The sequence below is a fragment of the Microcoleus sp. PH2017_28_MFU_U_A genome, assembly GCF_020738035.1.
GTDB lineage: Bacteria > Cyanobacteriota > Cyanobacteriia > Cyanobacteriales > Microcoleaceae > Microcoleus.
Genome location: NZ_JAEQCX010000027.1, coordinates 1 through 14,777, shown reverse-complemented (window position 1 = coordinate 14,777; position 14,777 = coordinate 1). Strand labels below are relative to the sequence as shown.

Annotated in this window: 13 protein-coding genes; 5 read left to right on the top strand and 8 right to left on the bottom strand. The window is 40.8% G+C overall.

The window, feature by feature from the left end:
- The first annotated feature begins 22 nt into the window (after positions 1-22).
- Positions 23-247 carry a hypothetical protein gene (locus tag JGK14_RS03410; RefSeq protein ID WP_293204928.1) on the top strand — a complete coding sequence of 75 codons (225 nt, stop codon included), beginning with the start codon at positions 23-25 and terminating at the stop codon, positions 245-247.
- 388 nt (positions 248-635) lie between these two features.
- Positions 636-1,163 carry a DUF937 domain-containing protein gene (locus JGK14_RS03405; RefSeq protein ID WP_293186526.1) on the top strand — a complete coding sequence of 176 codons (528 nt, stop codon included), beginning with the start codon at positions 636-638 and terminating at the stop codon, positions 1,161-1,163.
- Between the two features lie 108 nt (positions 1,164-1,271).
- Here the strand turns inward: JGK14_RS03405 and JGK14_RS03400 are convergent, their stop codons facing one another.
- From JGK14_RS03400 to JGK14_RS03375, 6 genes are all read right to left on the bottom strand, one after another.
- Positions 1,272-1,682 (bottom strand): Npun_F0494 family protein, encoded by a 411-nt coding sequence (locus JGK14_RS03400; protein ID WP_293193489.1) that lies wholly within the window; start codon positions 1,680-1,682, stop codon positions 1,272-1,274.
- Positions 1,683-1,859: 177 nt separating this feature from the next.
- Positions 1,860-2,438 carry a hypothetical protein gene (locus tag JGK14_RS03395; protein ID WP_293193488.1) on the bottom strand — a complete coding sequence of 193 codons (579 nt, stop codon included), beginning with the start codon at positions 2,436-2,438 and terminating at the stop codon, positions 1,860-1,862.
- A 12-nt stretch (positions 2,439-2,450) separates the two neighbouring features.
- Positions 2,451-3,452 carry a protein kinase domain-containing protein gene (locus tag JGK14_RS03390; protein ID WP_293193487.1) on the bottom strand — a complete coding sequence of 334 codons (1,002 nt, stop codon included), beginning with the start codon at positions 3,450-3,452 and terminating at the stop codon, positions 2,451-2,453.
- A gap of 3 nt (positions 3,453-3,455) precedes the next feature.
- Positions 3,456-5,246, bottom strand: a complete 1,791-nt coding sequence (locus tag JGK14_RS03385) for a protein phosphatase 2C domain-containing protein (protein WP_293202698.1) — start codon at positions 5,244-5,246, stop codon at positions 3,456-3,458.
- Between the two features lie 150 nt (positions 5,247-5,396).
- Entirely contained in the window at positions 5,397-6,068 is a 672-nt protein-coding gene (locus JGK14_RS03380) for a VWA domain-containing protein (RefSeq protein ID WP_293193485.1), read from the bottom strand.
- Positions 6,069-6,147: 79 nt separating this feature from the next.
- Positions 6,148-6,486, bottom strand: a complete 339-nt coding sequence (locus JGK14_RS03375; RefSeq protein WP_293193484.1) for a hypothetical protein — start codon at positions 6,484-6,486, stop codon at positions 6,148-6,150.
- 203 nt (positions 6,487-6,689) lie between these two features.
- Here JGK14_RS03375 and JGK14_RS03370 point away from each other — a divergent pair, with 203 nt between their 5' ends.
- Positions 6,690-8,057 carry an NB-ARC domain-containing protein gene (locus JGK14_RS03370; protein WP_293193483.1) on the top strand — a complete coding sequence of 456 codons (1,368 nt, stop codon included), beginning with the start codon at positions 6,690-6,692 and terminating at the stop codon, positions 8,055-8,057.
- Between the two features lie 131 nt (positions 8,058-8,188).
- On the opposite strand, the gene JGK14_RS03365 is transcribed toward JGK14_RS03370, so the two are convergent.
- A complete protein-coding gene (locus JGK14_RS03365) occupies positions 8,189-8,455 on the bottom strand; it encodes a hypothetical protein (protein ID WP_293197001.1) in 267 nt (88 codons plus the stop codon).
- A gap of 228 nt (positions 8,456-8,683) precedes the next feature.
- Here JGK14_RS03365 and JGK14_RS03360 point away from each other — a divergent pair, with 228 nt between their 5' ends.
- Positions 8,684-9,124: a peroxiredoxin gene (locus tag JGK14_RS03360; RefSeq protein ID WP_293226373.1), complete on the top strand. Its 441-nt coding sequence runs from the start codon at positions 8,684-8,686 to the stop codon at positions 9,122-9,124.
- An 882-nt stretch (positions 9,125-10,006) separates the two neighbouring features.
- Positions 10,007-12,661: a C39 family peptidase gene (locus JGK14_RS03355; protein WP_325314767.1), complete on the top strand. Its 2,655-nt coding sequence runs from the start codon at positions 10,007-10,009 to the stop codon at positions 12,659-12,661.
- 713 nt (positions 12,662-13,374) lie between these two features.
- Here JGK14_RS03355 and JGK14_RS03350 read toward each other — a convergent pair.
- Entirely contained in the window at positions 13,375-14,262 is an 888-nt protein-coding gene (locus JGK14_RS03350; protein WP_325314766.1) for a PEP-CTERM sorting domain-containing protein, read from the bottom strand.
- Between the last annotated feature and the right edge of the window lie 515 nt (positions 14,263-14,777).

The window sequence follows — 14,777 nt, the reverse complement described above, 5'->3', positions numbered from 1 at the left end:
GGGCAAGTAAAAGGGTTATATTTTGATTTTTACATTTTCGCCAGAACTCGGAACTGTTGAAGCGCCCGATCGTAATGTCGCGCTCGTAAATCCCGATTCGCCTTGTCCTTCGGGTTCGATGCAGTGTGGGTTTGAGTGCCAGCGGATGCAACTAAAACATGGCGATCGCGCCCGAGGCTGCAATTGTAGCTTAGCAGACAATTTATTGTTCCACTCACCCGCCCGAACGCCTTTGTCGGTTTACTGATACCTACCTACCTATTTATTCGATCGCGAGTTGAACTATATAGTTTTTTAAACAAATATATCTTAAGTACCTAGAAACACGGTTTATTAACGTCATACCAGTTGCCAAAAAGAATGCAACTGATTTTCCAGTTTTCCAAATCCTTACGGAATCAGTCATTCCCAATTTTTCAATCTAACATCTAAAATCGTAATCGTATAAGTGCATCCTAAAATATCCGATAACGGAAACGATAAACCAAGTTGCTAGTGCAGGATAAGAACGAGCGTCCTAATAAAAAAATAGTATGATGAGTGAAAATACCCAATTCAAAACTATTTTCGGTAATCTTAAAAAACAGGCTTTGCTATAATTCACAGTTGAGCAACCACTGTACGGAGCGAAAATTATGGGACTCTTTGACCAAATTTTGAGTGCGATCGACAATCCCAACCAACAAGCAAGTCCCAATCAGTTGGGCAACATTCTGGGTGCGGTAGAGCAGTTGAGCGGCAACCACGGCGTCGATGCGGGTACGACTCAGCTAGCGATGTCGGTTTTGGGTGGATACGTGCGATCGGCATTGCAAGACGTGCGATCGCAATCTGGAGACGCACAAGCCCAAGAAGTTGTCAACCAATTTAGCGGCACAAATCCCAATGCACAAGCGGTACAGAGTTTGTTCGGAGGTGGCCAACTGACGCAAATAGTGACCGATATCGCCCAAAGAACCGGCTTGAATAACGAAACAGTGCAAGGGATGATCCCTGTTTTACTGCCCTTGGTACTCAATTTGCTGCAAAGCGGCGGCAACGCCCAAAATCCAGCCCAGGGCGCAAATCCCGTTTTGAATGCGTTTTTAGATGGAGATGGAGACGGCGACGTAGATATTACTGACGCCATGTCGATGGCTAGCCGCTTTTTGAATCAGGGCTAATTACCTGAAAATTCGGGGAGAGAAATTGACGTTTGTAGTGAGGACTTCAGTCCTCATTAAAATCTAATTATGCAGGTGCGCGGCGCGCACCTTACCGCCTTAACGCTCTTATGAAAATAGTCCGAACCCTCGGCTAACGGCATTTCCCAGGCGATCGCACAATGAAGCAGTTGGCAAACTATTTCCTTGCTGTTCCCATTTTTCCACGAGTTGGCGGCCCAGGGGCGTGAGGCGAAAACTATCGGTAATCCCTTGTCCATCTACTTCGCGCCGCAACACGCCGACTTGAATCAGCCACAGCAGCGAGTTTTCGGCTGCGAGTTCGGATACGGGCGATCGGGTGTAGCCACTTTCGACACCTGCATTTGAGGCGATCGCGCTTAGGAAAACGCTGTTATCGCGGATGGTCTGGAAGAAGTGTAATTGAAAAGGAGCACACCGGATCGCGCGATCGGCTCTTTTGACAGTGCGGCTGGGATAACTAATAGATTTAAACGCTTCGGATGGGATAAAAGTCATTGATTTGGCTCAGCATAGGTAGTATATTTTTATGATTACCTATTTAGAGTCAGCAAAGTAGAGTTCTGAAAAATCTACCCACAACTGAGCGGTTGAAGTTACGGGTGTTGGGGATGGGCGATCGCCCATCCCCAACACTCCCAAATCCCAAAAAGCAATTCCTAGGTCTTCTAACTATTAGCTGTTGATTAATTCTTCTATGGTCTGTTCAAATTTATCACATTCTTCTACTAACTTAGTGACTACCCTGGCAAAATAAGTGACATCTATTAAACTCATCTCCGCGTTATGAATGATTGAAAAAGTTTGTTTGCCACCGATAGTTTCTATCCCCCAAAATCCCAGTTTATAAGTAGCATTTTGCGTGAGGAGTAACGTAGATAAACGATGGGGTATATCATCTTCATCGTCGAATTTTAAACCACTCGGGCAAGAAAACTCCAAGGTCGAATCGTACTTGACAATGAATAAAGTTTGCGTGCTGCCAGAGTCCATATTAAACTTAATTGTCGCTATTCTATTGTCAATACTAGAAATATTCCAGCCAATATCTCGGCAATACCCCTCGATTGTAGATCGAAATTTAAACGAAGAAAATATATCTTTGTCAATAGCCATAGTTTCATCTCCTGAATTAATCGGTTTACTCGTAGCTAATACCGTCCATTCTCGTCCTGTACAAACCTCGCACTCAGAAGGCTTCATCAGTGAAACAACTTGATGCCCACAACTTTTACAACGGTAGGTTTTTTTCATGGTTCAAAAAATTTATAATTTAGATTTCATATTGATACTTAGCTTATTTTTCCCATCCTTCGGTGGAACACCATTATTATAAAGCTTTTTGATCTGTTGATGGACTTGATTGATATCAGGTCTTTCTTTAGAGCTTAAACCTAACATCTCTTTTATTAGTTTACCTACTTCTGCATCGAGGGGATTTTCCTTGTTAATCATAGTTCCGCGCAATTTGGTTTTAGTTGTAATAGACGGCAATTCAAGTTTTTTTCCATCCAAAACAGCTTCGTGAGCATAAGTATAGCTTCCTGATAAAATCGGACGACTACCTGTCCAGTATTGACAGAAAATCAAACCTAGAGAAAAAATATCAGATTTTTTAGTGGGTGCTGGCGTTTCTCCACCTGTGGCAATATGTTTAGCAAATTCAGGGGAATAATATACCGGATCGCCTACTAAAAATTCGGCCGCAATTGATTCTCCTTCAAGAATACTGCTATCAAAATCAATAATTTTGGCTACTTGTCTTCCTTCCCATTCTTTAATCAACACATTGTCTGGTTTCAAATCAAGATGGACAATACCATTTGAGTGCAAAATTTTCAGCGCCCCTGCTGCGGTTAACATCACAAATAAACGCTTTTTTGTCTCTAGTTTATGTATTTCATTTGATAAAGAGCTAGTATCGACTTTTTGACAGACTTTGAAGAAATGTTCGCCATAGTCATCGCCATATTTAAAAAAGTCCACCATGACTACGACTGAACCCCCCGCACCACAAGCCGATAGTGCATTTTGAATTGCTAGTTGTTTTATAGCAAATTTCTCACACTGATCGCGCCGTTTTTGTTTCCCTTTTTCGCTCCCAGGTGCATTTTCGCCTGGATAAACTGGACTGAGGAATTTTTTGACAAAGTATTCGTTTCCATCGCACACCGCAAAACCCCATTGACATTGACCACCGTTGGCGCTATCAAATTCACGGGTTACTAGATATTTTCCAGCAATAACATCACCTTTTTTATAAGACATAGGTTATAAAGATCTCCTGTCATAGTATCTATTCTGAATATCTTTATATTTTTTTCGCGCTCTTGGTTCGCTTTTACACCTAACTCCAGAAGAGTATGACGTATCATAGATATCGATTGCTTTTTGAATACTATTCCATGCTGCGCTTAATTGTCCTGTAATTTCTTGTAAAACCGCCATAAAATAATAAGGATAAGCTTTTTTGTGGGAGGGTAAATTGCTGGCTAGATGCTGACAAAACTGAATTGCTAAATTAGCTGCCTCGTCTTTATTAACTATTGACCTTAGAGATGTAACGAACATTTCTAAGTGTTCTTCCCAATCGTCAATTTTTTCCGCACCCACACATCTAAAAGATTCTTGATAAGAGTCAACTGCATTATCCCATTGATATAAATTATAGTAGATACGCCCTAGAGATTGTAAAGATTCTATGATTTTTTCTCCTCGGCTTTTTCTAACTTCTTTAAAAAAGAATATTGATTTGTTAAAGTACACCAATTTTTGAGAATTATTTGTTTGAAAAAAAGCTAATTTAGTGTAAATCCACCCTAAAATGTATTGACATTCACTGTGATGATCGTCAATCTTTAAAATCTGATTGCATAACTCTTCAGCTTCTTTTAACTGATTATTTTCATCACAAAAACAAGATTTAGCCCGATCCAACAAACTTTGAATTTCTTCAGCCTTAGCTGCTGCTCTCTGTCTAGATGACTCAGTAATTTCTTGGAATGGGTCAGTTGTACTCAAATTTGAGGTTGTTGAAATGGCTACGGAGGATTTATCTTCTGAAAATGACGGTTTCAAATTAGCTGATGGCTCAATATATTGAATAAATTGGAAATAATATTCATAATCAATTCGATATTTTTCCCACAAGCTTTGTAATTCATCATAGCGAGTATTAGCAGTAGGAGTAAAAAAAACTTTTTGAAAATATTCCCAACGTTGTTTATAAGCATTCCTCAAAGACTTGACAGTATGAAAACCAACTGGATATAAAATTAAAGAAACATCATCTTGCTTGATCTCTGTGTATCTCTGATAGATTAATTCTTGCCAATTATTTGTATCCTTTGTATCCCCTTTTGACTGATCGCAAGTGTCGAGTAACAATCTTTCAAATTCCCAAGGGGCAGAAAAATACTGGAAACAGCCGTCAGTACAAGCTAAAAAACAGCCACTTTCTTCGATTCTATAATGCTGAAAATGAATTTGCCATCTCGGATTTATATCAGCGGTTAAATATTGAGACATGGGTGGATCTTGTCTCAGCATTTCTAACGCATCTTTGGGAGTGACTAGATCATCTTTCGTTAATTGTTGTAAACCTTTAGTTGGGCTAAGAAAATAAATTCGCGAATCTCCCATCCAAGCTAAGTCAGCTTCAAAAATTTTTTCTTGTCCCTGTTGCTTGAGAATGCTAGCCAGGGCGATCGTCGTACATAGTTTATGTTCCACTAAAGAACCTTTTAGCCGAGATGAAGTTCTCGGCATATGAATATCGGCTTTACTTTTTAATGATTGGCAAATTTGCTGTTGCAGTTGAAGGGTATGTTCAGGGGTTATTTTACCATGCCACTGTTTGAAGAATGTTTGGCTAATTTGAGATGCTATTTCTGAAGCAATGCGCCCCCCTGTTTTACCATCGTAACCAGCAGATCGACCTCCTAAACCGTCAAACACGCCCATCAAAAAAGTTTCTAAAAAATCTTCGGCTAAGTTAGCATCTTCGCCTTTGGCTTCGGCAACTTCTAGATTTACTACTAAATTCAATTTAGTCATAGCCATAACTTAAGTCCTTATTTGATATTCTAGGTTAGTCTAAAAATTCAAGTCAAACATTTAGTTTTAGGTGTAGGGTGCGTCAGAAAGTCAAGCTATTGGTTTAACCATTAACTTAAAAATCTGACGCACACTACGTCTAATTAACAAACCTGCTTATACGCTATTGGCGATCGCATCTAAAATTTGATCCATGTCTACTTCTTCTAATCCCTTACCAGATTCCGAAACATAATGAATCGTATTTTCCCAGCTACTCATAATTGTCCAAGGCTCAGCATCAGGTGCAAAAAGTAATAAACGCTTGGCTGATTTTGGTATTTCGTGCCAGTAATCGGTCAAGTCATCAAATGTTTTTGGTATATTATTTGGATAATGGCTAGGTTTTGAAGTTTTGTCTAAACTATGAGCGCTAGCATCGGTGTAAACAATTACCACATATCGTTGCCTGCTAAAGTCTCCTTTTTCCCACTTGGAATTAAGTGCTAACCCAACAGCTTCTAAACCATTTTCTGGTTCATCCCCGCCACCATAAGCTTCTATTGGTGAGACAAAATTAGCAAAATCTGAGGACTGCGTTCTCAAGTCAAAAAACTCGGAACATTGCATTACCTTATCGGCTGGGTCTGCCCAATAATCGCGAAAAACAATTACCCTAGCTCTCAGTTGATCTATTTTTTTACTCTTTTCTTTCATCTTAGCTTCTAGCTGCTCGTAAAACTTCAGAGCGGCGGACTTCACTTCTTCAATCAAATGACCCATTGAACCTGTGCCGTCAATACACATCACCAAGTCCACTGCATACTTAACACCTTGACCATCAACCATAAACTTTTACCTCTGGTTTTACTTACTTATTTTGAACTTTGTCTGAGCGAAATAAATTATTTTAAAAAATATAATTCACTCACTCTATTCCTAAATCTTCAATTTTGAAATTTCGTTGAACGTTACCCGCTGGTAGGATCTTGGTAATTTCTGATTTTTCCATCCTTTTTACTTCTTCATAATCTTCCATAGCTTCATAAGAAAAGAAAAACTCGTCTTCGTGGGAAGATATCACCGTTCCAATGCGCTGCCTATCTGTGCCATTAAAATGTTTTTGCAGTCTTGTCTTAATACAACTTCCTCGTGTTCCTTTGGCTCTTCCTACATAAGCAGTATCAATTTGTCCATCAAAATCATGGTATATTGCATAGATGCCACATAGACCAGATGAAATCGAGCGAAGATTAGCTTCAGTCATTTTTTGGGGCATTGACATATTGAAGTGCCTTGTTTAAAACAAAATCATAGAATTCACTATACATAGTTTGACAAGCGAACACAAGCTTAGAATGTCTTATTTTATCTTGTGTTTTTTCTAAAAATCAAACCAAAATTAACAAAAATTAATAGAATGTCTTAAAATATACTATAATTGCTAAAAATTTACTGTGGGTACATTTTATGAATGTTACAGAAGTTTTACAATGTGCAGATCAGTTGGTATTCACTAAGACGGGAAAATATTTAGATGATGTTCAAAAGGCTGTAATTACAGGGGTTTACCAGGGAAAGACCTATGATGAAATTGCTGATGATTGTAAGCGTAGTGAAAGTCGTGTTAGAAATGTTGGGCGTCAGCTATGGCAAATTTTATCTAAACAGTTAGGGGAAGATGTTAATAAGCATAATTTTCGCTCTACCTTCCAAAGATTACATATCCAATCATCTCAAAATCAAAAGATTTGTCATGTAAATGGTAGTAATCACAACTTTAATTTTAATCCACAAATTTTATATAATACAAACAAAGACAATCAAGAGAATATAACTAAGAATCAATCTAAATCTCTGTATCACGATTTAACCCTAGCCCCTAAAATCACCAGCTTTTACGATCGCACAACCGAACTTCAAACCCTATCCCATTGGCTAACTCATCAAAATACTCGTCTAATCTCAGTTTTAGGCTTAAGCGGAATCGGTAAAACTACCCTAGTTAAACAGTTTGTCGATCTCAATTTACAACAATTTGATGTAGTTGTCTGGAAAAACCTCAAACTATCTCAATCTTTAGATGGCATTATTACTGAAATTTTAACAGGTGTTAATCATGATTCTGTTCAACCTGACAATAAGTTAACTCAACTTTTTAATGTTTTACGTCAGAAAAAATGTTTAATTATTCTTGATGATATCCAAGAATTATTTATAAAGGGAGACTGGGCAGGACAATTCAAAACGGAATATAAAAATTACCAAAACTTGTTTACAATGATGACAGAGATTGAACATCAAAGCAGTTTGATCTTAATTAGTCAGGAACAATGTCAAGAAATGATTTGCTTGGATGAGGAGTTATATCCTATTAAGTGCTTAGAGTTAGAAGGAGTAGAGAGTAGGTCAATCATGAAAAACTGGGGATTAAAGGATGATGAAACTTGGGCGCAACTTATAAAGTTATATGAAGGTAATCCCGTTTATTTAAAAGATATTGTCAGCTTAATTAAAAATATTTTTGGGGGCAAAGTCGCTGATTTCTTAAACGAAGATAGTTTAATTGTCACTAAAGACATGAAATCTCGGTTGACTAAATTATTCAAGCGACTATCACCCAGAGAACAAGAGATTGTTTTACAATTAAGTAAATTTGAGCAACCTGTGTCAAGAGAAGATTTAAGACAAAGTTTATCTCTCTCATCAATGGACTTAATGAATGGGTTAGAATCATTGCGTCAACGTTATTTAGTCAAAAGAATAGAAGGAGAGCAAGTATTGTTTGATTTATCTCTTGTTGTTCGAGAATATGTTAGAACTTGTTGCCAAAATTAATTAAGTCAGGACTTACCCACTTCTACCAAAGAAACCGGGTTTTTTACCAAATCTGCGGGTTGTAACTCAGTATTTTCGTCAAAAAACCCGGTTTCTGGGCCCCCTGCGTAAGTCCTGTAAGTCTAATTATTTTAGGCATAAACTTTTCTTAGTTCATAAGTATCTGAAGCTTCCGCATCTTCTAAAGTAAGAAACTCGTGCAATTCATTAATAGCAAGAGGATTAAGATAAATATTTAATTCAGCTTCATAAACTTCAGAAAATGACTCGATCGCCTGTTTGAGTTTGTCGATAGACTGTTCGGGAGTATTTCCTTGTCCAACCAATCCATTCTCCAAACACAATGCCACCCAATACTTGGCACTCTTTCGGATAATAACAGTGTAAAAATCTATCATATTTTACTTACTTCATCAAGTTTGATAGCGTCAGTATATTCGGAGTCCACGCCCACAATCTAACACAATATCGCCCGTCAGTCAAGGCACAAAATTACCCATCAAAACTATTCCGAAAGGTAGATTTTACATTTTGGTCGCTCAATTCCGAATCTAAATTTAAGAGATTGACAACAACAGCCCAAAATCAACTAAAATATCTTTATCAATCGCAAGGTCAACAAAACTATGACATTACCAGTTGGGTGCGCGGCTCCTCAATTCACCGCCAAAGACACAAACGGCAAAACCGTCTCCCTCTCCGACTTCACGGGTAAAACCGTCATCTTGTATTTCTACCCCAAAGACGACACCCCCGGTTGCACCAGACAAGCTCAAAGCTTCAAAGCAGCCCATGAAGAATACAAGGGCAAAGATATAGTAGTTCTTGGTGTCAGCCGCGACAACGAAGAATCGCACCAAAAGTTCACGGAGAAGTACGGTTTGCCTTTCCAGCTATTAGCAGATGTTGATGGCACGATTACCAAAGCCTACGATGTTGAGAAAGGTGATTATGCCAAGCGTGTTACCTTTGTCATCGACGGTACTGGCAAAATTATTCAGGTTTATGAAGGGGAAACGATGAAAGTTGACTCTCACGCTCAAGATATTCTGGTCACCATAGTTTAGCCGCCGTCAGTCTAACATTCCTGAACGCACTAAAGGGCTAAAAATCCGGTTTCTTCCGAGATATCTCGTTGCTACACGCAATTTTTTCGTAGAAACCGGATTTTTTTGTAATACCATTTCCACCAAAAATTGCTACAGAATAAATTTTGTGTTTGTTTATCAAACTATTGCGGATATGTGAAATACGCACTCCGACAAAGAAACCGGGTTTTTTCCCAAATTTGCGAATCACAGCAAAGTATTATCGCAAAAACCCGGTTTCTGGCAACCCGTGCGTAAGTCTAAAGAAACCGGGTTTTTTCCCAAATTTGCGAATCACAGCAAAGTATTATCGCAAAAACCCGGTTTCTGGCAACCCGTGCGTAAGTCTTAGGATCGCAAATTAAATAATTTACACTCTTGAAAGTGGGATGGGCGTCCCGCCCGTCCCGGAAGGACGGGCGGGACGCCCATTCCACAAGAACAATAAAGATTGTAAGTTATTTAATTCTCATTCCTTATAAAAATTTTTCGTCGCGACACACCCTACGACTAAAATTCCTCAATCTAAAATCCCTCAATCTAAAATCTCAAATGAGCTAAGTGAGGGGTCAAAGGTATAGGGGGTAATAACCTACTTCAATTAAATTTTTTCTCGCAAAAATTGCGCCACAAATTCTGTCAACCAGCGGTATATTCGCGTCAGGTGCGCGATCGCTAGCTGGACTGTTAGATTTCTGGTAAAAATCTCGCCAACAATAAAAAATTCATGCTTTAAAACGCATTAACTGCCCCTAGATTCAGTCCAGGAGCGATTTTGTCCGGGATCGGATCGTTGTGTTTGATAAAATGAGAAGTTATCCTTGCTGTAGCTGAATAATTAAGTAGGTAGGCGGATACATAATGACAAGCACCAAGACTATTTTGAGTTATTTAGGCCCACAAGAAGTTGAGGCTAATCGAGCCTCTGTCTTAGTTGGCAGTTTTGATAAAAATCAAGTGGCGGCAATCTCAGCAGCAGAAGGCTCAAATTCCCTGAAGGCCGGGATAAATTTATCGACAGGCATTTGGAACATTAGTTTAGAGAAAGGATTCGATAGCGCCGGTACTCGCACGGTGCAGGTGAAGGCAACTGATAAAACAGGCAAAGTTATCGGCGAACAAACAATTAACATCAAAGTTAATCCTGCTTCTAACACACCCGATCGCTCTTTCACGTTAATTACGCTCCAAGACACCCAATTAAAAGCCGGAACAGTGCCTTCTGGCAGTCTTAACTCCCAGCAAAAAGCGGAAATACCCGCAGGTAAAAGTTATCAAATTAGCAGCTACGAGTTAGAAGACGAACACCTGAATGTTGAACTCAATAATCCAATTTCTCCGGTAGGAAAATCCGGCTTTTTTTACGAAAAGCACGCAGTCATCACTAAAGGCTCAAAAATCCTGATCTTCGATCGCGCCGATCTACCTACCCCGCCCCCTGGAATGCAGTTGCTGTGGGTGAACAAAAAAACCTGGTTAAAGCGCAACCCCGCAGATTCGACTATTTTAAGCCCGACTCAGAAAGTGCGATTTGACCAGGGGGAAACTTTCAATATCTTCGGCTACGCTTGCGTGGAAAGTCATTTTCGAGTCACTCTCGATCGCCCAATTCCCAACTTCGGCAATTCGGGATTTATGTACTCGCAACACGTCCAGATTTTGCAAGACGGCAAGGGGATTGCCTGTGACAGAAATGCAGTTACCATGACTGTTGTCAAAACTACTGTGTTGAAAAAACGGCCGGTGGATGCTGTCAAGCTGCAACTGCCAGAAAAAATTACTTTGCCGGCGGGAATGATTTACGGAATTTCCGGATTCTCGATCGAACAAGGTCATATTAAAGTCTCGCTGACTGAAAATTTGCCGCCCTTTGGCAATACGGGTTTTGTTTATCCAGATTTCGTGCAATTTGCCAAAGGTGGCAAATCTTTCAATCCGGCGCCGAATTTAACTTATCAAGGCCCGACGGAGGTTTTGGTCAATCAGTCGATCGCACTTTCAGGCACTTTTGACAAACAAGAAGCAGCAAAAGTTGAGGTAATAGCCGAGGATAAATATCCGCTAACCGTCACACTCAACCAACAAGCAAGCACTTGGCAAGTGAATTTGCCCAAAGGATTTAGCGTGCCCGGAGCTCGCTGGCTGAGATTGCGTGCAACTGACAGCAAAGGAAACGTTACCGCCAGCCAAATAATTTATATTACCGTAAGTTCAGATCCGCTGACTGTCGGAAAAGATTTGAGCTTAAAGATAGTTTCCGACACTTGGTTTAAGGTAGCCCCGGTTGATGGTTCCCGCCTCAACAACCAGCAAAAAGTTCTTGTCAAAGCAGGTCAGACTTTGGCACTTAGCAAGTACGGATTTATTGACGGGCATCTCAAAGTGGTTCTGGATTCGACAATTTCGCCGATCGGCACTTTTGGCTATTTTTACGAACCAGACGTTCAGCTTGCCAAAGGTACAAAAGTCCTGAAATTCGACCTAGCAGACGTACCCAATAGCAACGGGAATGCTCAACTGTTGGTAACTCAAACAACTCTGATTAAAGGTCAACCAAAAGAATCATCGAAACTCCCTGCAAACCAAATTGCTGAACTAACTTTAGGCAGCACCTACGCCATCACTGGTTATGCCTGCATTTTGGGGCATTTCCGAGTAACTTTTGCCGAAGCTATTCCCGGTTTTGGCAATGTGGGATTTATCTATTGGCAATCTGTTCAAATCAAGAAAAATGGCAAAGAAGTTCCCTTTGACCCGGATGCTTTGACAATGACAATGCTGCAACCAACTGTGTTTAAAAAACGCCCTGTAGATGCTGCCAAGCTGACGGCTACCGAGAGAACTACACTGCCTTTAGGTCGAGTTTACGGTGTGGAAAGCTACGGTTTGGAAACCGATCACCTGAAAGTTTCTCTGACTGAAGAGCTGCAAAATTTCGGCAATACAGGTTATGTTTTTCCAAGTTTTGTTCAGTTCAAGCGGGGAGATAAAATTTTCGATCCGGTTCCGAACAATGTGGAATTGAACGTGCCGTATTTTTCACAGCGGGACAATCCGCGTTTTGACTGGTCTACTTGCAACGTAACTGCGATCGCCATGGTGCTGTATTATTACGGCGTTCGTTCTAAGTATGGGGGACAGTTGGAGGATGAGTTGTTGCAGTGGTGTTTCGACTATGCCGGCCAGGGTTCTCAAACCGATCATAACGTGCTTTCGGCGCTGATTAAGGCTTACGAGTTTAAGACGAGTTTTAGTGCGACTCGGAAATGGGCTGATGTGCGATCGGAATTGCTGAATCGGCGGCCGATAGTTTTAGCGGGAGATTTTACGGCGGCGGGTCACATTATCACTTTAATTGGCTACAATTCTGAGGGTTATATCGTGCAAGATCCGTGGGGAGATGCACTCACGGGTTACAGAGATACTGAGGGAAGAAAGTTGATGTATCCGTATGGCTATATCAATCAAGTAGCCGGGCCTGATGGGAATGTTTGGGCGCATTTTATCTCGCGCTAAGCTTTTTAGGAACGGGCCGGAGAGCCCGTTCAATAGGTATGTAGTTGCGCTTGGGCGCTCTTAGCATTTAGGTATGTAGTTGCGCTTCAGCGCTCTTGGCATTTAGGTACGTAGTTGCGCTTCAGCGCTCTTGGCATTGAGGTATGTAGTTGCGCTTTGCGCTTCAGCGCTCTTGGCATTGAGGTACGTAGTTGCGCTTCAGCGCTCTTGGCATTGAGGTACGTAGTTGCGCTTCAGCGCTCTTGGCATTGAGGTATGTAGTTGCGCTTCAGCGCTCTTGGCGTTGCTGAACTTGAGTATGAATTTACTTTTTTTACGATCGATAAAAACACAATAGGTATGTAATTGAGCTTTTTGGTAGAACTTAATTCATACCGTCAATCAGCCACATCGCGCTCTTTCATATACCAAGCCAAAGAGCGCTGAAGCGCAACTACATACCTTACTCGTTGAGCTTTTGGGTAGAACTTAATTCATACCGTCAATCAGCCACATCGCGCTCTTGCTCTTTCATATACCAAGCCAAAGAGCGCTGAAGCGCAACTACATACCTTAGTCGTTGCGCTTTTGGGTAGAACTTAATTCATACCGTCAATCAGCCACATCACGCTCTTTCATATACCAAGCCAAAGAGCGCTGAAGCGCAACTACATACCGTAAATGTTATAGTCGAATGGGCCAGAGAGCCAGTTCGCCAGAATGCTGCGATCGCCTCAAGCAACCTTGCGCTTGATTTTGCGTTTCGCCGCACCCATACCTAAAAAGCTCAATCCTACTAAAGTACCGAACCATGTAGAAGGTTCGGGTACGGCCTCAAATTCTCCTTTAATGGCGATCGCATCATTAGCGCACTCAGCAAACAAATTAGCAACATAACTGCCAGAAGGCATAGCAGATTTATCGAAACTGAATCCGATGGTTTGAGAACCTACTGCATTAAACTGCGAGAAATCAAGACCCATGGCGCTCAAAGTTGCTGAAGTTAAAGCAGAGATTTCTCCTACTTTTGTACCCGAAGCAATTGAATTGAGAACGGTATTTTCTCCTGTTTGTTGAAAATACGGGTCTGTAGCAGCTAAATCACCGATTGACGAGGTTCCACCTCCCGATCGAACATGAGTATTGTATCCGGTTAGATTAGAAAATCCATCGTTCGCTTGAGTAAAGCTTTTCGCTGTAACATTGCTATAAATGCCTGTTGTCGCTACACCTGAGTCATTGCCGTCGGCAAAGCGAATGCCAAATAAGCTGCGATTTGCATTAGCTGTGTTGAAGTTTTGACCGGAAAAATTGAAAAACAAATCGCCGTAGTTGATGTTGCCTCGGAGAACGTTGCTGCGTGCATATCCAGCTAAACTGAGATTGGAGTTGATGGCGATGAAAGCCGTGTCTGATGTTTCTTTGATGGCGATGCCGTAAAATTCAAACTCGCCGCCGCCGACTCTACCATCTGTCACGCCGTCGTTGAAGGAGTCGATCGCATAATTCCAGCCGTTAGATAGCGTTGCTGCTTTAGCCTTTGGTTGCTGTAATCCAATAATTGCAAGGAAGACAGCCACCGAGTAAGTCCAGCGAAAGCTGTTTTTTGTAATGGGATTCATAAAAAACTTCCTGATGAATGTGTATTAAATTATCAATTTTGTCGATCGACTATTTTGATTTTCAGTAAATCACACATTTCAGTATATTTTATTAAAGTTTTGGTGAAGATTTTGTCAGTAATTACGTAATATCACTGAGATTAGTCAAAAAAACTAACCAATACCCGTAACTAAAGAATCAACTCTCGCCACAACCAGCACACCAGAGCCCAGGGACTTTAAACCTTATTTTTCGGTGAGAGGCGATGGCTAACGCCTCGGCTGTCGCCTACGCAGGTTTTAACAACAGTCAAGCAAATTCCTGCAATATATCACATTGCGTTAACAGCAGGCATCGCCGTTTTCTTCTAACTCGGGCGGTAGTTTCTGCACTTGAAGCGCTGCATGAATCGATCGAATTTTTCCCGACTGCTTCATAAAACTTACCCAAACTTAACTAAAGCCATCTTTAGCTACAATGAAAGAGTTCACTTCCTGCGCTATTGAGTGGTCGGCCATCCCAAGGTAAGCAAGCT

Coding starts and splice junctions, on each gene's coding strand:
- JGK14_RS03405 (WP_293186526.1), top strand. CDS start 636: ATGGGACTCTTTGACCAAATTTTGAGTGCGATCGACAATCCCAACCAA.
- JGK14_RS03400 (WP_293193489.1), bottom strand. CDS start 1,682: ATGACTTTTATCCCATCCGAAGCGTTTAAATCTATTAGTTATCCCAGC.
- JGK14_RS03395 (WP_293193488.1), bottom strand. CDS start 2,438: ATGAAAAAAACCTACCGTTGTAAAAGTTGTGGGCATCAAGTTGTTTCA.
- JGK14_RS03390 (WP_293193487.1), bottom strand. CDS start 3,452: ATGTCTTATAAAAAAGGTGATGTTATTGCTGGAAAATATCTAGTAACC.
- JGK14_RS03385 (WP_293202698.1), bottom strand. CDS start 5,246: ATGGCTATGACTAAATTGAATTTAGTAGTAAATCTAGAAGTTGCCGAA.
- JGK14_RS03380 (WP_293193485.1), bottom strand. CDS start 6,068: ATGGTTGATGGTCAAGGTGTTAAGTATGCAGTGGACTTGGTGATGTGT.
- JGK14_RS03375 (WP_293193484.1), bottom strand. CDS start 6,486: ATGACTGAAGCTAATCTTCGCTCGATTTCATCTGGTCTATGTGGCATC.
- JGK14_RS03370 (WP_293193483.1), top strand. CDS start 6,690: ATGAATGTTACAGAAGTTTTACAATGTGCAGATCAGTTGGTATTCACT.
- JGK14_RS03365 (WP_293197001.1), bottom strand. CDS start 8,455: ATGATAGATTTTTACACTGTTATTATCCGAAAGAGTGCCAAGTATTGG.
- JGK14_RS03360 (WP_293226373.1), top strand. CDS start 8,684: ATGACATTACCAGTTGGGTGCGCGGCTCCTCAATTCACCGCCAAAGAC.
- JGK14_RS03355 (WP_325314767.1), top strand. CDS start 10,007: ATGACAAGCACCAAGACTATTTTGAGTTATTTAGGCCCACAAGAAGTT.
- JGK14_RS03350 (WP_325314766.1), bottom strand. CDS start 14,262: ATGAATCCCATTACAAAAAACAGCTTTCGCTGGACTTACTCGGTGGCT.